The sequence below is a fragment of the Myxococcota bacterium genome (genome assembly GCA_035498015.1).
Classification (GTDB): Bacteria; Myxococcota_A; UBA9160; order SZUA-336; family SZUA-336; genus VGRW01.
The window spans coordinates 1-23,204 of sequence record DATKAO010000180.1; the positions used below are offsets into that span (position 1 = coordinate 1).

Below are 23,204 nucleotides of genomic sequence, written 5' to 3' on the forward strand. Positions count from 1 at the left end.
GCGCACCCGGATCCGCGAGTTCATCGACAAAGACGTGGAGCCGGCGGCGGCCGTGCTCGAGAAGACCGACGACCGCGCGAAGTGGGGGCCCGAGATCATCCGCCTGCGCAAGCTGGCCCGCGAGAAGGGGCTGTGGCTGCCGCACATGCCCAAGGAGTTCGGCGGCATGGGGCTCGGCGCGCTCGGGATCGCCACCGTGTCGGCCGAGTGCGGACGCGTGCCGCTGTCGGCGTTCATCATCAACTGTCAGGCGCCCGACGAAGGCAACATGCACACGCTCCTGCACTTCGCCTCGCCGATGCAGGTCGAGAAGTATCTGCGGCCGCTGTGCAACGGCTACGTGCGCTCGTGCTTCGCCATGACCGAGCCCGAGGTCGCGGGCAGTGACCCGACCGGCATCCAGACCTTCGCGGTGCGCCACGGCGACAACTGGCACGTCAACGGGCACAAGTGGTTCATCTCGGGCGCGCGCGGCGCGAAGTTCGCCATCCTGATCGCGTGCACCGACCCGGACGCCGATCCGCCGCAGGCGCGAAACTCGGCGTTCATCGTCGACCTGCCGAACCCCGGCTTCGAGATCGTGCGCGACGTGCACACCATGGCTGGCGGTCACAACCACTGCGAGATCCGCATCAAGGACCTCGTGGTCCCGCACGAGAACATGCTCGGCCCCCAGGGCCAGGGTCACACGCTGGGCCAGGTCCGGCTGGGTCCGGCGCGGCTCGCGCACTGCATGCGCTGGATCGGCCAGATCGAGAAGGCGCTCGACATGATGGTCGCGCGCACCGAGGAGCGCATGCTCCACGGCGCGAAGCTGTCCGAGAAGCAGGGCATCCAGTGGAAGATCTCGGAAGCCGCGCTGGCGCTGTACCAGTGCAAGCTCATGGTGCTGCACTCGGCCTATCTCATCGAGACCAAGCAGCCGTTCCGCCAGGAGGTGTCGATGACGAAGTTCTTCGTCGCGAACACGCTGTGGAAGGTGCTGGACCAGGCGATCCAGGTGCACGGGGCGCTGGGTTACTCGAGTGACACGCCGCTCGAGCAGATGATGAAGAACGCGCGCTCGGCCCGGCTGGTCGACGGCGCGGACGAGGTGCACCTGACGCAGATCGCGCGCCACGTGATCGACGCGTACCGCTCCGAGGGCTCGAGCCGGCGCGCGACGGGCCTGGGGCTCCTGTTCTGAACGTCCTCTTCCTGTCCGAGGGCGGCCAGGTCGGCGGCGCGGAGGCGGACATCCTGCGCCTGGCCGAGGAGCTGCGCGCGCGCGGTCACGGGGCCGTGGTCGGCGCGTTCGGCGCGCCCTTCCTGCGCGAGGCGCATGCGCACGGGCACCCGACGCTGTCGGTGCCGCGCGGCGTGCGCTACTGGGCGGGCATGCGCGCGATCGCGCGCGCCGTCCACGAGCACGCGATCGACGTGGTGAACGCCCAGTCGCTGCGCATGACGTCGCTCGCGGGCACGGCGCGCGCGCTGCGCATGTTCCGGGCCGGGCTCGTGACCACGATCCACAACGTGGCCGACCGCGCGAACGACCGCTTCACCAAGCCGATCCTCTTGCGCCTGCCCGACGCGCTGGTGTTCGTCTCGCGCTTCGAGCGCGCGCGGCTGGGCGAGCTGTGGGGCGGCGAGCGCGGCGAGGTGATCTACTCCGGCGTCGACCTGCCGCTGCCGGGCAGCCTCGAGCCGCTCGACCTCGCGACACTGCACGGTGTACCCCGCGACGCGCGCGTGCTCGGCTTCGTGGGCCGGCTCTCGCCCGAGAAAGCGGTGGGCGACGCGATCGCGGCCCTGCCGCGCCTGCCCGACGACGTGGTGCTGTGCATCGTGGGCGAAGGCCCGGAAGAAGGCGCGCTGCGCGCCGAGACCCGCCGGCGCAACCTGGAGAAGCGCGTGGTGTTCACGGGCTTCTCGCGCGAAGTGAGTCGCTACATGGCGAGCTTCGTGGGGCTGGTCCTGCCCTCGCGGCGCGAGGCGCTGCCGGTCGTGCTGCGCGAGGCGGCGGCGATCGGGCTGCCGGTGGTCGCCGCCGACGTGGGCGGCGTGCGCGAGATCGTGGTGCCGCGCGAGACCGGGCTGCTCTACCCGTCGGGCGACGTCGACGGCCTGGTGCGCGCGATCCGTTCCCTGCTCGACGATCCCTCGCGCGCCGCCACCATGGGCTGCGCGGCGCGCGAGCGGGTGTCCCGCATGTTCGACCCCAAGCAGTGGGTCGACGAGACCGAGGCGCTGTTCACGCGCGTGGCGAGAGGCGACTGACGTGGAATACCAGGAGATCCAGTACGAAGTGTCCGAGCGCGTGCTCACGCTCACGCTCCACCGGCCCGACAAGCTGAACGCCTTCACGGCGCGCATGCTGTCCGAGCTGCTCGACGCGTTCGACCGCGCCGACGCCGACGACGACGTGCGAGCGGTGATCGTGACCGGCTCGGGGCGCGCGTTCTGCGCGGGCGCCGACCTGTCGAGCGGCTCCGGCACGTTCGACCAGCGCGCGGGCGCGCAGAACGTGGGCATCGAGGCGCGCCGCGACGGCGGCGGGCGACTCACGCTGCGCATCTACGAGTGCAAGAAGCCGGTGATCGCGGCGATCAACGGCCCGGCGGTCGGGGTGGGAGTCACCATGACCCTGCCCATGGACGTGCGTCTGGCCTCGACCGAGGCGCGCTTCGGCTTCGTGTTCGCGCGCCGCGGCATCTGCCTGGAGGCGGCCTCGAGCTGGTTCCTGCCGCGCGTGGTCGGAGTGTCTCGCGCGCTCGAGTGGACCTACACCGGCCGGGTGTTCCCGGCGACCGAAGCGCTCGAGGGCGGCCTGGTGCGCAGCCTGCACGCGCCCGCCGAGCTCGTGCCCGCAGCGCGCGCGCTGGCGCGCGAGATCGCCGACAACACCTCGGCCATCTCGGTGGCGATGACCCGCCAGCTGGTGTGGAAGATGCTGGGCGCCGACCACCCGATGGAGGCGCACAAGCTCGACTCACGCGCCATCACGGCGCTGGGCCAGAGCGCCGATGCGCACGAGGGCGTCGGCGCGTTCCTCGCCAAACGCAAGGCCGAGTTCAAGCAGCGCCCCAGCCGCGAGATGCCCGCCTTCTTCCCCTGGTGGCGCGAGCGCCCGTTCGAGTGATCGCGCGCCGGCTCGCGCTCGCCGCGATCTGGCTCGCCGTCGCGCTGTTCGCGGGCGAGCTCGGGCTGCGCGCCTGCGCGCCGCAGGACCTGCAGCGCGACATCCCGGACCTGTGGGTCAAGGACCCGGCGCTCGGCTGGCGCCACCACCCCAACGAGCGCGGCATCGCGAACACGGGCGAGCGCGACGTGGAGATCTGCACCAACGGCGCCGGCGATCGCGTGGACTGCCGGAACCCGCCGCGCACGAGCTGCGCGGGCCGGGTGCTGTGGCTCGGTGACTTCGAGGCGCTCTCGATCCCGTTCCCCGAGACACCCTGGGCGCTGCTCGACGCCGACACCGGCGCGTGTACCGACGCCGCGGGCGTGAGCTCCTACTACATGGGCCAGTACGTGGCCGCGGCGCGCGAGCGCTTGAACGCGCCGGGCGCGCACTGGGACGTGGTCACGCTGGCGGTCTACGTCGGCAACGACTACACGACCACGCCCGAGTCCGTGCCGCCGCCGCAAGACGTGCAGCGCCGGCCGTGGCGCCTGTTCCCCGCGGGTCTCTCGCTGCAGGCGATCTGGGACTGGGCCTACCCGATGAACTCCTGGCTCGAGTCACGCTCGCACTTGTACGTGGCCACCCGCTCCGCGATCCGGCGCGCGCTCGACCGCGGCGATGTCGGCATCTACGGCGTGCCCGAGACCCTGCGCAAGTCGAAGCTCACCCCCGCGCTGCTCGACGGCACGGCGCGTGGCATCGCGCTGGTGGCGCAGGAGGCGCACGCGCACGGCGCGCGCTTCCTGGTGGTCGTGCACCCGCACCGCGCGCAGGTGCTCGACCCCGACGGCGCCGAGATCGCGCGCGCGCTGCCCGCGCTGGCGAGTGACCTGGACATGAACGCGGCCTCGGAGGAGCTCATGTCGCGGCTCGGGAGCGTGCCCGAGGTCGACCGCGCGATCGACCTGTTGCCCGTGTTCCGCGCGCACGCCGCCCCGGGTCTGTGGGAGCCCGAGGACCAGCACCTGTCGGCCGCGGCGTACAGGCTGTGGGCCGAGACGGTGAGCGGCCCGCTGCGCGAGTTGCTCGCGGAAGGGCCGCCGCCCGCGCGCTAGGCCTTCGCGGAGGGCCGGCTCGACACGTCCCGGTGCCAGCGGTTCACGTTGGCGAGCTCCGGCGGCACGCGGATCTGCGCGGCGCGGCCGAAGTCGATCGCGCACAGCGCGGTGATGTCGGCGACGGTGAACTGGTCGCCCGCCACGAACTTGCGCGTGGCGAGCTGCCCGTCGAGCCACGCGATGCGGTCCAGCGCATTGTGTCTGCACACCTCGCCGTACTCGGGTGACTGCTTGATGCGGCCCTTGAAGAACTCGTGTGTGTTCTGGAAGCAGCCGGTCACCAGGTTGAACAGCCCGAGCTCCATGCGCCGCTGCCACATCTCGACCTTGGCGCGCTGGGCCGCCCCCTCCCCGAACAGCGCGGGCTTGGGCTGCAGCTCCTCGAAGTAGCGGCAGATCGCGATCGACTCGGCCAGGTAGCTGCCGTCGTCGAGCTCGAGCACGGGCAAACCGCCGAACGGGTTCTTGGCGAGAAACTCGGGCTGGCGATTCACTGCCTTGCCGATGTCGACCTGCTCGGTCGGGACGGTGATTCCCTTCTCGGCCAGGAAGATGCGCACGCGGCGCGGATTGGGCGCCAGGGCGCTGTCGTAGAGCTTCATGGTCCGGCTTGCCTCCCGTTCGGCGCGATCCTATCCGTTCTGCGATGAATTTGCTGCGTGCGCTGCGCTACGCGCGCTACTACCGCAACTGGCGCGAGCTCGAGCAGGCGCGCGCGGCGGGCCGCAAGCCGGCGCGCGCGGTGCTGCGCGACGGCACGTCGTTCGAGGCGCCGGCGGGAGTGAACCCGCTGCGCGTACTGACTCCCGTGTTCCACAAGCGCGTGTACACGCCGCCGGGCTTCGAGATCGGCGCCGACGACACGGTGGTCGACGTGGGGGCGAACATCGGCGCGTTCGCGGTCTACGCCGCGCAGCGGACGCGCGGCCGGGTGCTGGCGATCGAGCCGCACCCCGAGAATGCCGAGCACCTGCGGCTCAACCTGCGCGCCAATCACTGTCAGCGCGCCGAGGTCGCGGAGTGCGCCATCTCGGACGCGCCGGGCACGCTGCCGCTGTTCATCGGCAAGAGCGGCACGACTCACCAGCTCACGCCGCTCGGCAAGGACGCCGGCGCGGGTGAGTCGGTCGACGTGCGCGTCGCGACCTTCGCGCAGGTGCTGGCCGAACACGGCTTCGAGCGGGTCGACTTCCTGAAGCTCGACTGCGAGGGCGCGGAGGGAGTCATCCTGCCGGCGCTGCCCGTCGCTCTGATGGCCGCGATTCGCACGATCGCGCTGGAGTTCCACGACGACGCCTCGGTGCTCGCGCACGACGCGCTCGCGAAGCTGCTCGAGCAGAAGGGCTTCCGAGTTGCACTCGATTGGGACGGGCGCTCCGCGAACGGCATGCTGTTTGCCCGCCGCTAGGCGTATCATCCCGCCCGTGAAAATCCGCGCGAGCGTCATCCTGGCGACTTACGACCAGCCGCGGCTGCTCGACCTGGCGCTCGCCGGTTACTCGGGCCAGAGCACGCGTGACTTCGAGATCGTGGTCGCGGACGACGGCTCCGGCCCCGAGACGCGGCGGGTGGTGGACTGCTGGGCGCGCCGGCTGCCGGTGCAGCTCCGGCACGTCTGGCAGCCGCACCTCGGCTTCTGGAAGTCGGCCGCCGTGAACCGCGGGGTGCTGCACAGCCGCGGGCCGCTCCTGGTGTTCTCGGACGGCGACTGCGTGCCCTCGCGCAGCTTCGTGGCGGAGCATCTCGAGGCGGCTGGACCGGCGAGCTTCGCGGTCGGCGGTCACGTGCGGCTGTCCGAGGCCGACAGCCGGCGAGTGACTCGCGAGCGGATCGCGTCGGGCGCGCTCGAGAGCGAGCTGCCGCTGGCCGAGCGCGCGGGTCTGTGGTGGACGCACTGCAAGAGCCTGGCGTACATCGCGGCGCGCCGGCCGCACAAGCCGCGCCTGCTCGGGCTCAACTTCTCGGTCGACCGCGCGAGCTTCTTCGCGGTGAACGGCTTCGACCTCACCTACCGCAACAGCGCAAAGGACGATTCCGACCTGCGCAACCGGCTGTTGCTCGCGGGCGTGAGGCCGGTGTCGCTCTGGCACCGCGCGCGCGTGCTGCACCTGTACCACCCGCCGCACGTCGAGCGCACGCTGTGGCGCGAGGCGGCCGCCTACTACCGCCGCGCCGACCTGGCCGCGGAAGCGCCGTACGGTCTGCGCGAGCTGGCCGCCGAGCTGCGCGACCGGCGGCTCACGGGAACGTGACCCGCTCCGCGCCCGCGTAGAGCGCGAGTGACTCGCCGCGCACGAAGGCGGCGAGCGTCATGCCGTTCTCGCGCGCCAGCTCGACCGCGAGGCTGGTCGAGCCCGACACCGCGGCCAGGATGGGGATCCCGGCCACGAGCGCCTTCTGCGCGATCTCGAAGCCCGCGCGCCCGCTGATCGCGAGCACGGTCCCGTGCAGCGGCAGCCGGCCTTCGAGCGCCGCCCAGCCCACGACCTTGTCCACCGCGTTGTGGCGGCCCACGTCCTCGCGCGCGCACCAGAGCGCGCCGTCGGGGCCGAACAGCGCCGCGGCGTGCAGCGCGCCGGTCGCGCGGAACAAAGGCTGCGCGGCGCGCAGCCGTTCGGGCAGCGCCAGGAGCGTGCCGGCCGAGACACGCGTCGCGTCGCCGTGCAGCGCGGGCGCGCGCGTGCGCAGTGTCTCGAGCGTGGCCTTGCCGCACAGCCCGCACGCCGACGAGGCCACGAAGGCGCGCGGCTCGGGCCGCACGATGCCCCGCGCGCCCGGCTCGGCCCGTGCGTCGACCGTGTTTCCCTCGGAGTCACAGTGCGCGATCGAGGCGATCGCGCCGAAGTCGCGCGCCACGCCCTCGCTGACCAGGAAGCCGGCGGCGAGCTCCACGTCGTGGCCCGGCGTGCGCATGGTGATCGCGAGCGGCTCCCCGTCGAGCCGGATCTCGAGCGGCTCCTCGACCACCAGAGACTCGACGCGCGCCTCGCACGCCGCGCCGCGCAGCCCGAGCGCGTCGATCTGGACCGTTCCCGGCCTGCTCGCCATGGCCCAGCCTAACCGATCGCGACTCACTGTGCGGGGGCGTCGCCCTCGCGCACCAGCGGCCCGAGCACGCGGATGCGCTCGTCGCGCGTGAAGCCTGCCACGGCAGCTGCCGCGCTGCCGGCGCCGGCCATGCGCACGGCGAACAGGGCCGGGCCCGCGAACGCGTCCTCCAGGCCCAGCCGCAGCGCGCCGAGCCCCGTGAGCGCCGTGTCGAGCCGCCCGGCGCCGAAGGCGTTGTCGAGATACGCCTCGCGCGGCTCGGGCAGGCGCTCGACGTCCTCCGCGCGCAGGCCCTCGAGCGCGCCGGTCGACAGCTGCGAGACTCCCAGCGCCGTGCGCCGGACCGCGCCGCTCACCAGCCCGAACAGCACCGGCTCGGTGAAACGGTTCGCGTCGGCCAGCGCGAGCGTGTCGCCCAGGAAGCCCACGGCCGAGGCAGTCACCAGGCCGGCCGCGCCCAGCGCGTCGCCGGTGACACGGAACGGCGTCGCCAGAAGCGCCCGCAGGGCGCCCCCCGGGTCGGGCCCCGCGTGCGCCTGCGGCGCGAGCGCCAGCAGGCAGGCCACGAGTGCCGGTCCCCCCTTCATCGCGGTCTCGATACCGCACGCTAGGATGGCCGTCCATGCAGATCGAGCTCACACAGCACGTGGCTGCGCCGCCGGACCGCGTCTTCGCCGTCTACACCGACCACGCGGGCTGGGAGCGCTGGGCCGGAGTCAAAGAGGTCGTGCTGCGCCAGAAGGGTGACCCGCCGCCGAACGGGCTGGGTGCGATCCGAGTGATTCGCGCGCGCGGCATGGCGATCGAGGAGGAGGTCACCGGCTTCGATCCACCCCGTCGCATGACCTACCGGCTGGTGGCCGGCGCGCCCGTGCGCGACCACGAGGGTGTCGTGCGCTTCGAGCCCGACGGCGCCGGGACGCGCGTGACCTGGAACGTGCGCTTCCGTCCGCTCGTGCCCGGCACCGGCTGGCTGCTGCGGCGCGTGCTCGAGGGCGGCCTGCGCGACGTTCTCGCCAGGCTCGCCCGTAAGCTCGAGTCCAAGGACTAAAGTCCGACCCGAAGCTGCCGATCAATGACATGAAATTGCGGCCCGCCAGCCAGCAATTGAACGATCAGGGGATGGCGGGGGCGCAGGTGCCAGGAACTTGGGGGGGATCCGGTGCCAGCGCTCCCGCCTTCTTTGTCTCCGCCGTCCGCTCAGTCGCGCGCCAGCCGGATCAGGAGCTCCATGTCGCGGGCCAGTGACTCGAGCTTGTCGGCGTTGCCCGGGCGGTAGCCGGCCGGCGTCTGCTCGGCCACGCCCAGGTTCTCGAGCAGGCGCAGCGCGTTTCCGAAGTTCGTGTTCGAGAACAGCTCTTCGGACTGGACCCGGTCCTGGAGCAGGAGCTGGCGGCCGATCTCGTGGCAGCGCCGCACCACGCCGGCCGAGGGCGTCGCGCCCTCTGCGGGCAGGCGGCGCAGGGTCTCGGTCACGACCCAGTAGCTCTCGAGGAAGTCGAGCAGGATGCGGGGCCGCGCGGCGAGCAAGGGCGGCAGGCCGGCAGCGCGCTCGCGCCCGAGCAGCGCGGACTCGCGCTCGATCTCGCGCACGAAGGCGTCGCGCTCCGCGAAGAAGAACTCGAACTTGAGCAGCTCGCGCAAGCGGAGAGCGAAGCCGCGCATGTCGCGGTCGGGCGCGGTCGGCGCGGCGCGCATGGCCAGATCGGCGATCGCGCGGTTCACCAGGAAGTGGATCGCGGTGTTGCGGTAGTACGAGGCCGCGTGGCGGCCGTCGTCGGCGACGTGGTACACGGGCTCGACGCCGCCGTCGTAGCGCTCGATGACTCCCGAGGCCGAGAGCGTGCGGTCCGCGGTCTCGACCACCGCGCGCGCGCCCGCGGCCACCTCGGCGGTCATGCCGATGCCGCGCTCGCGCGCGTAGTCGATGAGCCTGCCGGCCTGGGTCTCGAACTCGCTCTGGCTGAGCGCGCGGCGGCCCGCGCCCACCAGCACCGAGCACGCCACCGAGGCGGGAGTCAGGGGAGTCACGGCGTTGATCGCGTTCGAGATGCGGAACGCGAGCTTCTCGACCACCAGCTTCTCGTCGGTGGTGCGGTCGAGATACTCGCGCAGCGAGATCGGCTCGGCGAAGCGCATGTGGACCTTGCCCAGCTTGCGCGCGCGCGCCGCGCGGATCTGGCGCACCAGGAACCAGAAGCTCTCGGCCTGCTTCGAATCGCCCAGGTTCTGGCGCACGTATTCCGCCAGCTCGAGGATCTGGTCGTAGGCGATCGCGACCGGCACGAACAGCACCTCGCCGATGTCGTGCCGGCGCGCGCCATCGACCACGTAGTTCAGGATCCCGTAGCGCGGCGGCAGGAGCTTGCCCGTGCGCGAGCGCGTGCCCTCGATGAAGAACTCCTGGTGGAAGCGGTGCTGCACCAGAGAGTTGATGAACGCGCGCAGTGACTCCTTGTAGATCGGGTCGTCGGAGAAGCTGCGGCGCAGGAAGTAGGCGCCGGTGCCGGGCAGGATCCGGCTCATGGGGAAGAACGACATGTTGATGCCCGCAGCGGTGTGCGGCGGCGGGAAACCCGACGTGAACAAGAGCGAGTACAGCGCCAGGTGGTCGAAGTTCGACTTGTGCGAGGGCACGAACACCAGCGGCGCCCGGCGGCCCAGCTCGCGCAGCTTGTCGAGCTCGCCTTCGGCCACGTCGATCTCGGGGTCGTAGGCCAGCGAGACGATCCAGCGCGTGAAGCGCCGGAACACCTCCATGGCGAACAGATTGTGACTCGTGCCGAGCTCGCGCAGCGCGCGCTCCGAGCGGTCGAGTGACTCGCCGCGCGTGAGCCCCGCGGTCGCGCCCGTGGCGGCGATGCGGTCCTGGAACGCCGGCTCGGCGATGATCTGCTCGACCAAGAGCCGCGGCACCTTGTAGCGGTCGCCGAACACCTGGCGCTGGGCCAGCGAGAGCGCCTTCACCGCCTGCACGCGCACGAAGGCCGAGAGCGCGAGCTTGTCGCCGTGGGCGTGTGACTGGCTCTCGAGCGCGCTGCGCGTGCCCGGGAGCCCCACCACCACGCGCGCGTAGCCGCGCCGGAAGAGCCTGAGCCAGCGCGTCCACTCCGGCGGGTCGTAGGGGTTGCCGAAGGGCAGGTTCCAGAGCGAGGGCGGGCGCTCGATCGGCCCCCACAGCACCTCGACGGGCACCAGGTCGGCCTCGACCCCGGCCTTCTGGGCGAACGCCAGCAGGCGCGCCAGGCGGTCCGAGTCGCTGCGCGGCGGCGAGACCGGCACCAGCACCGGGTCGCCGGCCAGGAAGGCGCGCTCCAGATCCGCGGGCGCGACACCACCCTGTGTCGCCGGCACCCAGCGCGGGGTAGGCAGGCCGGCGCGCGCCAGGCTCGCCAGCAACACGCGCAGGTCGAGGCCCGACTCGAGCGGCGCGAGATAGATGCGGACCCGTCCGGCGGGGGCGGGCTCGGGGCGGGCGCCGCCGGCGTGAACGAGCGGCACGGCGAACAGACCGTTCGCACGAGGGGCCGGGCGCAGCCGAACCAGGTCCGACACGCCGCCACGATACCGCGAAGCGCTCGGGCCCGACAGCGGCGCGAGTGACGCGCCGCGGCGCACGAGTCGCATTCATCGCCGCGCGCCGCGCTCCGATAGTTCCCTCTGGAGTGGCGCGACCAAGCGAGGAGCCCCTGCGCGTGCGCAGTACCCCCAGACTGAGTGTTCGGGCCACCCTCGTGGTCGCGGCGATCACGCCGGTCGCGCTGTTCATGCTGGGCACCGGCGCCGTGCTCTACAAGGTCGCGCGCACTCAGCTCGAGCGCGGCGTGCACGCCAAGCTCGACACGATCGCGGCGTTTCTCACTCAGTCGGCGCGCGCCGGCCTGGAGAGCGACTCGCCGGCCGCGGTCCGCGAGTCAGTCCTGTCGGCGCTGGCCGACCGCGACGTGGTGCACGTATCGGTCTACGACCGCAAGGGCCAGTTACTGGCGTCGGAGGGCGACCCGTCGATCGCGCCGCTCTTCCCCGAAGAGCGCTTGAACTTCCCCGACGACCGCCGCCAGCGCGGGCTGAGCAAGAGCCTGCAGGAGCTGCTGGTGCCGGTGCACTACCCGGGTCCGCAGGCGGTCACGATGCGCCCCGACGGGCTGATCCGGATCGTGATCTCGACCTCGCGCAGCATGGCCGAGTACCGCGAGCTCCTGGCCTCGAGCTCGGTGGTGCTGGCCGCCGCGCTGGTCGTGGGCATCGGCATCGCGGTGGCGCTGTGGCAGAACCTGCTGCGCGGCATTCACTTGCTGGGCGCGACCGTGAAGCGGGTCGGCGCCGGCGACCTGGGCGCGCAGGTGCCCGAGCTGGGCGTGGGGGAGCTCGGCGAGCTGGGCCGCTCGTTCAACGACATGACCCGCCAGCTCTCGCGCGTGCACGGCGAGCTCGAGACGCACCGGGCCACGCTCGAGCAGAAGGTCGCCGAGCGCACGATCGAGCTCGAGGCGGCGCGCAACGAGGCGCAGCGCGCCAACCAGTCGAAGAGCGCGTTCCTCGCCAACATGAGTCACGAGATCCGCACGCCCATGACCGCGATCCTCGGCTACGCGGACCTCCTGCTCGACGACGAGATGCAGCTCGGCGAGGAGGCGCGCCGGCTGCTCGAGATCGTGCGCCGCAACGGCGGGCACCTGCTCGACGTGCTGAACGACATCCTCGACCTGTCGAAGATCGAGGCGAACCGGGTCGAGGTCGAGCTGATCCCGATGAGCGTGGTGCACATCGTCTCGGAGATCGCGTCGCTCATGCGCGTGCGCGCCGATGAGAAGGGCATCGCGCTGGAAGTCGCCTTCGACTCACCCGTGCCCTCGCAGGTGCTCTCCGACCCGACGCGCGTGCGCCAGGGCGTGGTGAACCTGCTGGGCAACGCGATCAAGTTCACCGAGCGCGGCTTCGTGCGCCTGCGCGTGACCTACGACCCCGCGACCGAGATGGCGCGCATCGAGGTGAAGGACACCGGCATCGGCATAGCGCCCGAGAAGCGCGAGTCACTCTTCCGCGCCTTCGAGCAGGCCGACAGCTCGATCACGCGCCGCTTCGGCGGCACCGGCCTGGGGCTCGCGATCACCAAGCGCATTGCCGTGCTGCTGGGCGGTGACTGCACGGTGGAGAGCGAGGCGGGCGCGGGCAGCACGTTCACGCTCACCGTGCGCGCCCAGCCGACGCCGGGCTCGCGCATGCTGCAGGTGGTCGGCGAGGCCGAGCTGCACGGCGACACGCGCCGGCCGTCGGGCGCGGCGGAGCCGATCCAGGCGCGCATCCTCCTGGCCGAGGACGGCCCCGACAACCAGCGCCTGATCTCGATGATGCTGCGCAAGGCGGGCGCCGAGGTGGTGGTGGTCGAGAACGGCCAGATGGCGCTCGAGCGCACCGAGATCGAGACCTTCGACCTGGTGCTCATGGACATGGCCATGCCGGTCATGGACGGCTACACCGCGGCGCGTAACCTGCGCGCGCGCGGCAACCGCGTGCCGATCGTGGCGCTCACGGCGCACGCGCTGGCCGGCGAGCGCGAGAAGTGTCTCGCGGCGGGCTGCAACGCCTATCTCACCAAGCCGATCGACCGCTACGACCTGCTGGCGTCGATCCGGGCGCTGCTCGACGCGCGCGCGAAGCAGGCCGACTAGCGCAGCCGCGAGCGGATGCGCGCGAAGTCGGCGCCGCGCATGAGCAGCGTGTCGCGCACGCGCTGGCCCGACTCCGAGCTGAAGTACCAGACCGTGGCGACCGCCTCGAGCGTGGTCGAGCACAGGCCGGCCGTGGCCGCGCCCAGGATGCCCGCGCGCGGGATCAGCACCAGGTTCAAGCCCACGTTCGCGCCGAGCGCCAGCGCGCCGATGCCCCACAGTGCGCGCGGCCGTCCCACGGCCGCGAAGTAGCGCTGCAAGAGCCGCGACACCGTCACCGCGGTGAGTCCCGGCAGGAGGATCAGGAACGGAGTCACTGCCGGCGCGTAGCGGGCGCCGAACAGGAGCGGGATCGCGAGCGCGCCCACCGCCGCCAGCCCCAGCGCGATCGCCAGCATGACCAGCGCCGAGGTCCGCACGACCGCGGCCGTGAACTCCGCGGCCTCGCGCGCGCTCACGCCCGAGAGCTCCGGCAGGAGCGCAGTGCCGATCGCCCCGGGCACGAGCCGCAGCGGCGAGATCACCGATACCGCGGTCGCGTAGAGCGCCACGTCGAAGCTCGGCGTGCCCAGCGCCCCGAGCAGCAGCACGTCGGCGCGCTCGTGCAGCTGGATCAGGAGATACTGGAAGTACATCGCGCCGCCGAAGGCGATGCTGGCCGCCGCCTCGTGCAGGTCGAGCCGCCACTCGAAGCCCGCGAGCGCCGCCACGCGCGCGCCGAAGTAGGCCACGAGGAAGACCTGCACCAGACACCACGAGCTGAGCGCCGCCTCGAGCGCGCCGCCCGCGAGCGGCAGGGCGATCAAGAGCCCGCCCAGGATCGCGGCCGACTGCAAGAGCCCGAACTGGTTGTGCAGGTCGAAGCGGTCGAGCGCGCGCGCGACGCCGCGCAGCAAGTCACCCAGCACGAGCAGCGGCCCGGTCGCGGCCGCGAGCCAGAACGCCTTCGGCGAGGCGCCGCCCAGAAACTGGTGCGACAGTGGCTCGCGGAACGCCACACACAGCGCGAACGCCCCCAGCGCGACCGCGCCGTTCGCGAACAGGCCCGTGGCGAAGGCGCGCCGCGGCGGCACGCCGTGACCGCGCACCCGGTAGATCACCGCGTCGCCCCAGCCGAGCTGGGTCAGCAGGTAGAACACGAACGAGAAGTTCGTGAGCTCCGCGTACAGGCCGCGGTCCGGCACCGACAGCCAGCGCGCCACCACCACGTTGGTGACCACGCTGATCGGGAGCGCGATCGCGCTGGTCGCGAACACCGAGGCCGCGTTCCGGAAGAACCCCACGGGCTAGTGGGTCTCCAAGAAGCGCCGCGCCTGCAAGGGGACCTTGCCGGACCGCCCCCGCGCCGGGAGAATCAGCACCGATCGCGGCGAGGGGAACGGCATGGACGTCGCGCGAATGGCGGTGGGGCTGCTGCGCAGCGTGTGGCGCACTCAGGACCAGGCCGGCCTGATCCGCCGCCTGCTCGCCGACGTCAAGCCTGCGACTCAGCGGCCCGTGGTGTTCGTCGAGACGGGCTGCGGTCTCTCGACCCTGGCGCTGCTCCAGGTCGCCGAGCGGGTGGGCGCCGAGCTCTACTCCTGCGAGCTCGACCCGGAGCGCATCGCCGCGCTGTGCAGCCGGGTGCCCGACCTGTCGCGGCGCGTGCACTTTCTCGAAGGCGACAGCCTGGCGAGCCTGGCGCGCATCGCCGCGCGCCACGAGGCGATCGACTTCGCGCTGTTCGACTCCGCGCCTTCGGCGACCCACACGCTGCTCGAGTTCCAGGCGCTCGAGCCGCGGCTCGGGGCGGGCGCGCGCATCGCGCTCGACGAGGCCGCGCTGCCGGGCGCGCGGCTGCTCCTGGGCCCATGCCGGAAGGGCAAGCTCCTCGTGCCGTATCTCCTGGCCTCGCCGGTCTGGCGCGTGAGCGCGCACCCGCGCACCAGTGAGTCGATGGTCTCGGCGCTGTACGACCGCGTGGGCGCGCGCGCGGACGCCGACTACGAGGACCCCGACTACGTGGCCGCGCTCGAGCGCGGGCTCGCGCCCGTGCGCTAGGGCGTCTCGTCGGGGGCGATCTTCCAGATCACCAGATGGTCCTCGTGCTCGAGGTAGTCCCGGTAGCGCGAGCCGCGGTAGACCTCCTGGTCGCGCCGCACCACCAGGTCACTCGTGTGACCGCCCTCGAAGTGACACGGATAGCGCAGCACGAAGCGGTCGTAGAAGCCCTCGTTCAAGCCCTGCACCGAGTGCTGCACCAGATAGGCCACGTGGTGGCGGTCGAGATACTGCTGGAGCTCGCCCCGACACAGCGTCTCCTGGAACTGGAAGCTGCTCACTACGCCATCGAGGTTCACCACGCCGCGCTCCGAGAAGTAGCTGAACGCGCCGCTGTCCTTCATGGCGAACAAGGCGTCCTTCGGCAGCGTCTTGGCCGCCCACTCACCCGCCTCGCGCGTCGCGCCCGTGAAGGCCAGGTGCAGGCGCGAGATCGACGCGTACTGGCTCACGATCAGCACCCACGCGACCAGGCCGAGCCCCGCCCGCAGCGCGATCTCCGGCAGGAGGTCCTGGAGGCGGCGCGCGATCACCCCCGCCGCGACCGCGCCGACCGGCATGAACAGCACGTAGTGCCAGGCGAACACCGCCCAGCGCATGAACCACATGGCGTGAAGCGCCTGGAGGGAGAGCCCAGCCACGAGCGGCACCAGCAGGCGTCCCAGGCGCCGCTCCGACGGCCGCGCCAGCGCCAGTCCGGCCCCGGCCGCGCCGAGCGTCAAGAGCGCGAGCCAGGGCAGCCCCACGTTCGCGCGCACGAACTCCGGGTTCGAGAAGCTCGTCTTGAGCGACCCGCTGATCGGCACCAGGTGCCCGAAGCGCTCGAAGTTCCAGAGCAGGTACGGGACCAGCATCAGCACGGCGGGGCCGAACAGCACGGCGGACTTCCGGGCCGTCCGCGAGATCCGCGCCACCAAAGAAGCCGGCCCCGCGAGGAGTCCGAGCAGGAGTGCGTTCCCGGCCAGCGCCACCGCGACGAAGACCGCGTCGAGCCGCGCCAGAAGCAGGAGCCCCAGCCAGACCCCCGCGCGCAGGTCGCGCAGCCGAGGCTCCGGGCGTTCCAGCGCGCCGCCCGCGAACAGCTCCCGGACGAGCAGCAGGAACACCAAGAGGACGAGCGCCGCCTCCATGCCCGACACCAGCACGTTCAGGAACGGCGGCACGAGCAACACGGCCGTGCCGAAGCACGCCGGCCGGAAGCCGCAGGTCGTGCGCAGCAGGTCGAAGAGCAGACCGCCGGAGACGCAGGTCAAGAGCACCACGAAGACCTGGGCCAGCCCCAGCAACACGTGGGTGTCGCCAGAGCACAGCCACGCGACGGGCACGAGCAGCCACATCCAGAGCGGCTGGAAGCCGTTGGTGAGCGAGATTCCGTCGACGGTGAATCCGCGACCCGCCGCGACATTGCGGGCGATTACGAGATAGTAGTACGCATCGTCCTCGAAACGCGGCCAGGCGGAGGCAGTGCCCCGCGCCAGCCAGGCGGAGACCCACAAGGCCAGGCATGCCCCAGCGACCCCCACAGCACCCCACAGCACGAAGCTCCGAGCCCGCAGCGCGGGCGCGGCCGACTTGCGCTTGGCTGCTCTTCCGGAACGCTGCGGTTTGGCCTGCATTTCCATGTGGGGTGGTCGCGAGGCAGTGCGAAGTGAGCCGCCTTTGAGCTCGACCGCCCGGCCCCGGAGCTCGCTGCGCGTGACTGCGGCGTGGGGGATCTTACTCGCCGGCTGCGCCGCCGTGCTGACTCTGGTGGATACGCTCTTGATTGCGCGCACCACGGGTCTCTTCACCGGCGGCTTCCTGGTCGAGGGCGCCCGGCGCACGCCGGCCCAGATCGCCGCGTTCCTGCTGGATTCGCTCGCCCTGGACGCGACGCTGGTGCTGGGCGCATGGCTCGTCGCCCTGCCGCTCCTGCGTCGCACGCGGCTCCTGGGCCTGCAGAGACTCGCGGTGGCCGCGCTGGCGGTGCTGGTGCCGGCCTTCGGCTTCCTCTACGTGCGCTACCGCCTGTTCCTCTACCTGGGCAAGATCCTCGATCCCGGGCTGTGGCTGGCGCTGGCGGGCGGGTCGCCGCTCGAGTGGATCGCGCAGGGCGAGGCGCAGATCACGCCGGTGGCGTTGGCGATCGGCGCGGTCGCGCTGTCGGGAGCGCTGGGCGTGCGCGTGCTGCGGCCGCTCGCGTGGCGCGCCGAGCCACGCGGTGGCTGGGAGGTCCCGGCCGCGCTGACGCTCGCGGCGGGCTTCCTGTGCGCGTCGGGTCTCTCGATCGCGGTGCTCTCGAGTGAGTGCGCGCACGGCGGCACCAGCTGCGATGCGCTCGAGAGCAAGGCGTCGGGCGCTGTCCTGTTGCCGCTCTTCCAGCGCGCGACCGACTTCGACTTCGACGGCTACGGCATGTTCGCCCCGCTGGCCGACCCCGCGCCCTTCGACGCCACCAGGCACCCGTACGCGCTCGACCTGCCCGGCGACGGCATCGACCAGAACGGGCTGGCGGGCGACCACCCGGCCGACTACCGGCGTCCGCCGGACGGCTTCGTCGACCGGCCCGTCTTCCGCCGCAAGCCGAGCCTCTTGATCGTGTTTCTCGAGGGCGTGCGCGCGGACGTGGTCGGCGCGCAGCTCGCCGGCAAGCCCGTGACTCCCTTCCTCGAGAGACTCTCGGCCGAAGGCGCGCGCTCCGAGCGCTTCTACGCCAACTCGCCCTACACGGCGCGCTCGCGCGGGCAGCTCGTGGGCGGGAGACTCGCGCCCTATCCGGGCCAGTCGACGCTGGTCGACGACTTCCACGCCAACGGCTACGAGGTGGCCTGGATCTCGGGGCAGGACGAGTCCTTCGGCTCCGACGAGAGCAAGATGCTGGGCCTGGAGCGCGTCGACTCGTACTTCGACGCGCGCAGCGACGCCGCGCACTCGGTGGCGCGCTACGGCACGACCGGCAGCTTGATGCTCTCGTGGAAGCGCGTGAACGCCGAGGTCGAGTCGTATCTCGGCCGCCGCACCGGCGATCGCCCGCTGTTGCTCTACGTGAACTACGGAGACACCCACTTCCCGTACGACCACCGCGAGCTCGACGACGTGCTGGGCGTGCCGCGCCTGGGCGTGCGGCAGATCCGGCCCGACGACCCGGCCGGCGTGTACGCCACCTACGCCAACGCCACGGCGAACGTCGACCGCGCGCTCGAGCGGCTGGTGGCGCTGTGGCGCGCGCACGCCGGACCCGACGCCGCGGTGCTCGTGACCTCGGACCACGGCGAGGCGCTGTTCGAGAGCGGCGCGCTCGGTCACGGCCTGTCGCTCGACGCGACACAGACGCGTGTACCCCTGGTGGTGGTCGGGCTGGGCGGCGACTGGCCCGAGCCGGCGGCCATCAGTGACCTGCGCGGCGAGCTCCAGCGCGCGCTCGCCAGCAACGGCGCCACGCGCCCCCGCTTCGTTCCCGAGCCCGGGCGGCGCGTGCTGCAGTACATGGCGCTGGTCGAACGGCCGCGGCTTTTGTGTCTGCGCGGCCTCGACACGGAGCTGCGCTACGACACCACCGACCCCCCGCCCCCCGAGAGCGAGGACTTCCGCCAGATGGTCTGGTGGTGGGAGAGCCTGCAGCTAGAGCGGGCGCGCGCGGCGCGCGTCGAGTAGCTCGCGCAGGCGCGGGCCGAGCCGCGACCAGACGCGCTGCGCCACGGCCGCGTGACCCGCGGGCGAGAGGTGTACGTCGTCGACGAAGTCCGAAGGTCCGAGCTCGCTGCGCACGTCGATCGGGTCGGGAAACAGCGCTTCGTAGGGGCCCCAGTAGCTCGGCTTGGGCTCCTGCGTCGGACGCGACTCCACGAACACCGCCAGGAACGGCGTGGCCGGGAAGCGCGCCAAGACGCCGCGCACGGCGTCCACGTTCGCCTGCAGTGACTCGTTGGTGAGCGGCAGGCCGGGGATGCGCTGGGCGCGCAGCTTGAGCAAGAGCGTGCCCAGCCGCAGCGCGGGCGCGCGGTCGACGATGCCGACCTTGTCCATGGTGGCGAACGGCCGGCGCAGGTCGATCGCGGGGAACACGGGCAGGACCAGGTCGGCGTCGAGCGTGCCGTGCGCGTCGAGCCAGGCGACCCAGTTCTGCGGCGACCAGCCCGGCGCGGACACGTTCACGGCCTCGAGCTCGAGGCCTTCGTTGGCGGCCAGTGCTTCGACGCGGCGGCAGAAGAGCTCGTACTCGTGCACGCGCCCGCCGCCGTAGGTGACCGAGTCACCGGCGAAGATCACGCGCAGGAGGCCGGGCGGCTTGGGGTTGCGCAGCTCGGGGCCGCGCAGCCCGAGCGAGTTGATCGCGATCACGTCGCCCCAGGTCGAGATGCGCTGCGACGGCCGCATGAGATAGCCGAAGCGCGGATCGGCCTGGTAGGTCATGACCTCGCCGAAGCCGAAGATGCGCAGCGCCGCCTCGGCCGACCCGAGCACGAGAAACAGACTCGCCGCCGCCAGTCCCAGCCGCGCGGCGAGCCGGCTCACGGCTCTTGCGCGAAGCGCGCGCGCAGCGCCTCGGGAATGCGCGCCGGCTTGAGCGTCTTCGCGTCGACGTAGGCCCAGATCGACACCGCCTCGACCAGGAGCGCACCGTCGCAGGCGCGCGTGAAACGCGAGCGCCGATCGCTCTTCGCGCCGGTCATGGCGTGGACCCAGGTCTCCTCGACGATCTCCTCGCCGGGCAGGGCGGGGCGGCGGTAGTCGAGCTCGTGCCGGCGCACGATCCACAGCGCGCCCTGGCCGCGCAGCGCGTCGAGACCCGAGCCGTGCAGCGACGCGTGCGCCACCGCGAGCTCCGCCACGAAGTGCACCCAGCGCACGTTGTTCACGTGACCCAGCTCGTCGACGTCGTCGGGGCGAATCACGCGCGTGCGGCGGAAGATCTCGGTCATGCCGGGTTCGCTCAGGGCTCTTGCAACAGCGCCGCGCAGTAGTCGCGGTAGGGCGACGCCGGCATGGCGCGCAGCGTGCGCTCGAGGCCGGCGGCGTCGAGGAAGCCGCGCCGGAAGGCGACCTCCTCGAGACAGGCGATCTTGAGCCCCTGGCGCTGCTCGATCGTGGCGATGAAGTTCGCGGCCTCGAGCAGGCTCTCGTGCGTGCCCGTGTCGAGCCAGGCGATGCCGCGCCCCAGCCGCACCGCGCGCAGCTCGCCGCTCTCGAGATAGCCGCGGTTCAGGTCGGTGATCTCGAGCTCGCCCCGCGGCGACGGGCGCAGTGACTTCGTGCGCTCGACCACGCTCTCGTCGTACAGGTAGATCCCGGGCACCGCCAGGTTCGAGCGCGGCTGCTTGGGCTTCTCGACCAGTGACACGACCTTGCCGGCCTCGTCGAACTCGACCACGCCGTAGCGCTGCGGGTCGCGCACCGGATAGCCGAAGATCACCGCGCCGGAGCGGAACTCGCGCACGATCTCGTCCAGGCGCATGCGGCCGTAGAACAGGTTGTCACCCAGGATCAGCGCCACGCGACTGCCGGCGATGAAGCGCTCGCCCACCAGAAACGCCTGCGCGATGCCCTTGGGCTCGGGCTGCACGGCGTAGGAGATCGAGATACCCCAGGCCGAGCCGTCGCCGAGCAGAGACTGGAAGCGCGGCACGTCTTGGGGGGTCGAGATCAACAGGATCTCGCGGATGTCCGCCAGCATGAGCGTCGCCAGCGGGTAGAAGATCATCGGCTTGTCGTAGACCGGCTGCAGCTGCTTGCTCGCGACTTGCGTGATCGGATGCAGCCGCGTGCCCGCGCCGCCGGCGAGAACGATTCCCTTCATGGGTCTCCTCGAGGTGCGCGTAGGGTACCAGAGCGGCCCCTCCGCTCCCATGATAGGTTGCGCGCGTGAATCGGCGTGTCTGGCTGCTCGTCGTCGCGGCGTCGCTCCTGTGCGGACTCTTCACGACTTATGAGCACGTGATCGCCTGCAGCATGGCCTATTTCGCCCCGGGCGCCGAGCAGCAGCGCCTGTACCTGGCCATGCTCGACGGCAGCGCGGGCAGCCCGCTGCAGTACCGCGTGCTGCCCGCGGGGCTCGAGTGGCTGTTCGTGCGCGCGAGCGGCGCGGCGGGCCTGCCGAATCACTTCGCGGTGGCGGTGATCGCGCTGCGCGCGCTGGGAGACACCACGGCCTTCGTGCTGGCGTGGGCCTACTTCCGCAAGCTCGGTCTCTCGCTGCCGAACGCGTTCATCGGCATCAGTCTCCTGGCCTGGGGCATGAGTTACAGTCATCACAACACCGACCTGCGCTTCGACTCGTATCTCGACCTGGTGTTCTATCTCGGCGCGGCGCTGTGTCTGCTCCACGGCCGCGCCCCGTGGGTCCTGCCGCTCATGCTGCTCGCGGCGCTGAACCGCGAGACCAGCGGGCTGATCCCGTTCCTGGTGCTGGCGCATGCCGGGGCCGGCGGGCCGATCCCGCGCCGCGCGTTCGCCCTGGCCGCGGGCGCGCTCGCGATCTGGCTCGCGGTGTTCGCGGGGCTGCGCTGGGCGTTCCCGCCCCAGCGGCTGATCGTGCCCGAAGGCGTGACGGGGCTCGGCTGGCCCATGCTCGCCTACAACGCGGGCCGGCTGCTCACCCCGATCCAGCTGTTCGCGGTGCTGGGCTTCGTGCCGCTGCTCGCGCTCGCCGGCTGGCGCCACTGGCCGCCCGTGCTGCGCGCGTTCGCCTGGGCGCTCGTGCCCGCGTGGCTCGTGATCCACGCCTTCGCGGCGGTGGTCGCGGAGGCGCGGCTCTTCCTGGTGCCGCAGGCGCTCGTGTTCGTGCCGGGCGCGCTGTTCCTGGCGCAGGCTAGCGGCGGCGCAGCTTGTCGATCTCGTCCGGAGTGAGTCCCGCGCGCCGCAGCACGGCCTCGGTGTCTGCGCCGAGCTCGGGCGCGGGCCGGCTCGCGGGCATGGCGTGGGCCGACATCTTGAACGGCGGACCCACGCTCTTGAACTTGCCGAGCTTGGGGTGGTCGACGCTCGAGAAGTAGCCCATCGCGGCCACCTGCGGGTCGTCGATCAGCTCGTGCATGCGCCGCACCGGCGACCAGATCAGCGGGTGACGCCGCAGCTCGGTCTCCCACTCGGCCAGGGTGCGCGTCGCGAACGCGGCGTCGAGCCGTTCGACCAGCGCGCGCGAGTTCCGGTAGCGCGCGACCGGGTCGGCGAAGCGCGGGTCCTCGACGAGTGACTCGAGCTCGATCGCCGCGCACAGCTTGGGCCAGTAACGCTGTGAGTCGACCATGACCAGCATGAGCCAGCGGTCGTCGGCCGTGCGGTAGGAGTTCCACATCGGGTTGCGCGGCGCGGCGCGGTCGTGCATGGGCGGGCTCTGGCCCGTGGCCAACACGTTCGCGAAGTCGTTGCCGGCGATGTAGAGGCCGATCTGCAGCAGCGACACCTCGATCGCCTGGCCCTCGCCCGTCCGGTCGCGCACGCGCAGCGCCGCCAGGATGCCGGCCACGAGTGACACGCCCGCGGCATGGTCGCCGACGCCCGGGCGCAGGAACGCGGGAATGGCCTCGGGCGCGCGGAACATGTCCATCATGCCGGTGCGCGCCCAGTAGGCCGTGTAGTCGAACGCCGGCGCGTCGGCCTCCTCGCCGCGCACGCCGTAGCCGTTCAGCGTGGCGTGGATGAGCTTCGGGAACTTCGCGCGCAGGGACTCGGCGTCGAGCCGGTACTTGCGCTGCCGCCCGGGCAAGAGGTTCGTGAGCACCACGTCGGCGCCGGCGATCACCCGCTCGAGCGCGGCCAGCGCCTCGGGCTTCTGCAGGTCGAGCGCGAGCGAGCGCTTTCCGCGGTTGTCCATCTCGAAGGGCGGCGCGCCGTCGAAGTCGGTCTTGTAGCCGCCCATGTGGGGCTTGGTGTGGCGGTAGAGCTCGCCCTCGGGCACCTCGACCTTCACGACCTCGGCGCCCAGGTCCGCGAGCAGGGCCCCACCCGACGGCGCGGCGACGAAGCTGGCGACCTCGATGACCCGGATCCCCTCGAGCGGCGCAACCATGAAAAGCGGTCCTCCGGGACGCATGCTATAACGCCGCGCATGGCGAAGAAGGGCGCGCGCGAAAAGATCAAGCTCGAGTCGACGGCGGGGACCGGTTTCTTCTACACGACCCGGAAGAACAAGCAGAACACCCCCGACAAGCTCGAGGTGAAGAAGTACGACCCCGTCGTGCGCAAGCACGTCGTGTTCAAAGAGGCCAAGCTCAAGTAGGCACGGCCCTGGGGCTAGAATCG

Annotated in this window: 22 protein-coding genes; 12 read left to right on the plus strand and 10 right to left on the minus strand. The window is 71.8% G+C overall.

Going from position 1 to position 23,204, the window contains the following annotated elements:
* The 4 genes from VMR86_16005 to VMR86_16020 all read left to right on the plus strand — a co-directional run.
* Positions 1–1,186 (plus strand): acyl-CoA dehydrogenase family protein (locus VMR86_16005; GenBank protein ID HTO08552.1); only part of this gene is annotated, 1,186 nt, incomplete at its 5' end.
* Between the two features lie 11 nt (positions 1,187–1,197).
* Positions 1,198–2,259, plus strand: coding sequence for a glycosyltransferase family 4 protein (locus VMR86_16010; GenBank protein ID HTO08553.1), 1,062 nt, complete (start codon positions 1,198–1,200; stop codon positions 2,257–2,259).
* Between the two features lies 1 nt (position 2,260).
* Positions 2,261–3,121: a crotonase/enoyl-CoA hydratase family protein gene (locus tag VMR86_16015; GenBank protein ID HTO08554.1), complete on the plus strand. Its 861-nt coding sequence runs from the start codon at positions 2,261–2,263 to the stop codon at positions 3,119–3,121.
* Positions 3,097–4,221, plus strand: coding sequence for a hypothetical protein (locus VMR86_16020; GenBank protein HTO08555.1), 1,125 nt, complete (start codon positions 3,097–3,099; stop codon positions 4,219–4,221). The genes VMR86_16015 and VMR86_16020 overlap by 25 nt, the downstream gene beginning before the upstream one ends.
* On the opposite strand, the gene VMR86_16025 is transcribed toward VMR86_16020, so the two are convergent.
* The gene (locus VMR86_16025) at positions 4,218–4,826 is read right to left on the minus strand and encodes a glutathione S-transferase family protein (GenBank protein HTO08556.1); all 609 of its coding nucleotides are present in this window, start codon (positions 4,824–4,826) and stop codon (positions 4,218–4,220) included. The genes VMR86_16020 and VMR86_16025 overlap by 4 nt on opposite strands.
* A 44-nt stretch (positions 4,827–4,870) precedes the next feature.
* On the opposite strand from VMR86_16025, the gene VMR86_16030 reads away from it, so the two are divergent.
* A complete protein-coding gene (locus VMR86_16030) occupies positions 4,871–5,632 on the plus strand; it encodes an FkbM family methyltransferase (protein HTO08557.1) in 762 nt (253 codons plus the stop codon).
* A 16-nt stretch (positions 5,633–5,648) separates the two neighbouring features.
* Positions 5,649–6,476 carry a glycosyltransferase gene (locus tag VMR86_16035; GenBank protein ID HTO08558.1) on the plus strand — a complete coding sequence of 276 codons (828 nt, stop codon included), beginning with the start codon at positions 5,649–5,651 and terminating at the stop codon, positions 6,474–6,476.
* On the opposite strand, the gene fdhD is transcribed toward VMR86_16035, so the two are convergent.
* The gene (fdhD, locus tag VMR86_16040; protein HTO08559.1) at positions 6,463–7,272 is read right to left on the minus strand and encodes a formate dehydrogenase accessory sulfurtransferase FdhD; all 810 of its coding nucleotides are present in this window, start codon (positions 7,270–7,272) and stop codon (positions 6,463–6,465) included. The two genes, VMR86_16035 and fdhD, sit on opposite strands and share 14 nt — an antisense overlap.
* A gap of 23 nt (positions 7,273–7,295) precedes the next feature.
* A complete protein-coding gene (locus tag VMR86_16045; GenBank protein HTO08560.1) occupies positions 7,296–7,859 on the minus strand; it encodes a hypothetical protein in 564 nt (187 codons plus the stop codon).
* A 35-nt stretch (positions 7,860–7,894) separates the two neighbouring features.
* Here VMR86_16045 and VMR86_16050 point away from each other — a divergent pair, with 35 nt between their 5' ends.
* On the plus strand, positions 7,895–8,323 hold the full coding sequence (locus VMR86_16050; protein HTO08561.1) for an SRPBCC family protein: 429 nt from the start codon (positions 7,895–7,897) through the stop codon (positions 8,321–8,323).
* Positions 8,324–8,472: 149 nt separating this feature from the next.
* Here the strand turns inward: VMR86_16050 and VMR86_16055 are convergent, their stop codons facing one another.
* Complete coding sequence (locus VMR86_16055) at positions 8,473–10,827, minus strand: 1-acyl-sn-glycerol-3-phosphate acyltransferase (GenBank protein HTO08562.1); 2,355 nt, start codon at positions 10,825–10,827, stop codon at positions 8,473–8,475.
* A gap of 179 nt (positions 10,828–11,006) precedes the next feature.
* On the opposite strand from VMR86_16055, the gene VMR86_16060 reads away from it, so the two are divergent.
* Complete coding sequence (locus tag VMR86_16060; protein ID HTO08563.1) at positions 11,007–12,944, plus strand: ATP-binding protein; 1,938 nt, start codon at positions 11,007–11,009, stop codon at positions 12,942–12,944.
* On the opposite strand, the gene VMR86_16065 is transcribed toward VMR86_16060, so the two are convergent.
* The gene (locus tag VMR86_16065) at positions 12,941–14,227 is read right to left on the minus strand and encodes an oligosaccharide flippase family protein (protein ID HTO08564.1); all 1,287 of its coding nucleotides are present in this window, start codon (positions 14,225–14,227) and stop codon (positions 12,941–12,943) included. The two genes, VMR86_16060 and VMR86_16065, sit on opposite strands and share 4 nt — an antisense overlap.
* A gap of 100 nt (positions 14,228–14,327) precedes the next feature.
* On the opposite strand from VMR86_16065, the gene VMR86_16070 reads away from it, so the two are divergent.
* Positions 14,328–14,984: a class I SAM-dependent methyltransferase gene (locus VMR86_16070; protein HTO08565.1), complete on the plus strand. Its 657-nt coding sequence runs from the start codon at positions 14,328–14,330 to the stop codon at positions 14,982–14,984.
* Here the strand turns inward: VMR86_16070 and VMR86_16075 are convergent.
* Positions 14,981–16,480, minus strand: coding sequence for a hypothetical protein (locus VMR86_16075; protein ID HTO08566.1), 1,500 nt, complete (start codon positions 16,478–16,480; stop codon positions 14,981–14,983). The genes VMR86_16070 and VMR86_16075 overlap by 4 nt on opposite strands.
* Before the next feature lie 199 nt (positions 16,481–16,679).
* Between VMR86_16075 and VMR86_16080 the strand changes: the two genes are divergently transcribed.
* The gene (locus tag VMR86_16080) at positions 16,680–18,617 is read left to right on the plus strand and encodes a sulfatase-like hydrolase/transferase (GenBank protein HTO08567.1); all 1,938 of its coding nucleotides are present in this window, start codon (positions 16,680–16,682) and stop codon (positions 18,615–18,617) included.
* On the opposite strand, the gene VMR86_16085 is transcribed toward VMR86_16080, so the two are convergent.
* The 3 genes from VMR86_16085 to rfbA are packed head-to-tail and all read right to left on the minus strand — an operon-like array spanning position 18,585 to position 20,760.
* Positions 18,585–19,478 (minus strand): SGNH/GDSL hydrolase family protein, encoded by an 894-nt coding sequence (locus VMR86_16085; protein ID HTO08568.1) that lies wholly within the window; start codon positions 19,476–19,478, stop codon positions 18,585–18,587. The two genes, VMR86_16080 and VMR86_16085, sit on opposite strands and share 33 nt — an antisense overlap.
* Positions 19,475–19,885: an acyl-CoA thioesterase gene (locus VMR86_16090; GenBank protein ID HTO08569.1), complete on the minus strand. Its 411-nt coding sequence runs from the start codon at positions 19,883–19,885 to the stop codon at positions 19,475–19,477. The genes VMR86_16085 and VMR86_16090 overlap by 4 nt, the downstream gene beginning before the upstream one ends.
* An 11-nt stretch (positions 19,886–19,896) precedes the next feature.
* Complete coding sequence (rfbA, locus tag VMR86_16095; protein HTO08570.1) at positions 19,897–20,760, minus strand: glucose-1-phosphate thymidylyltransferase RfbA; 864 nt, start codon at positions 20,758–20,760, stop codon at positions 19,897–19,899.
* A gap of 65 nt (positions 20,761–20,825) precedes the next feature.
* Here rfbA and VMR86_16100 point away from each other — a divergent pair, with 65 nt between their 5' ends.
* Positions 20,826–21,809 (plus strand): hypothetical protein, encoded by a 984-nt coding sequence (locus VMR86_16100; GenBank protein ID HTO08571.1) that lies wholly within the window; start codon positions 20,826–20,828, stop codon positions 21,807–21,809.
* On the opposite strand, the gene VMR86_16105 is transcribed toward VMR86_16100, so the two are convergent.
* Positions 21,772–22,971: a CoA transferase gene (locus VMR86_16105; GenBank protein HTO08572.1), complete on the minus strand. Its 1,200-nt coding sequence runs from the start codon at positions 22,969–22,971 to the stop codon at positions 21,772–21,774. The two genes, VMR86_16100 and VMR86_16105, sit on opposite strands and share 38 nt — an antisense overlap.
* A 39-nt stretch (positions 22,972–23,010) precedes the next feature.
* Between VMR86_16105 and rpmG the strand changes: the two genes are divergently transcribed.
* Complete coding sequence (rpmG, locus tag VMR86_16110) at positions 23,011–23,181, plus strand: 50S ribosomal protein L33 (GenBank protein ID HTO08573.1); 171 nt, start codon at positions 23,011–23,013, stop codon at positions 23,179–23,181.
* The last annotated feature ends 23 nt before the right edge of the window (positions 23,182–23,204 follow it).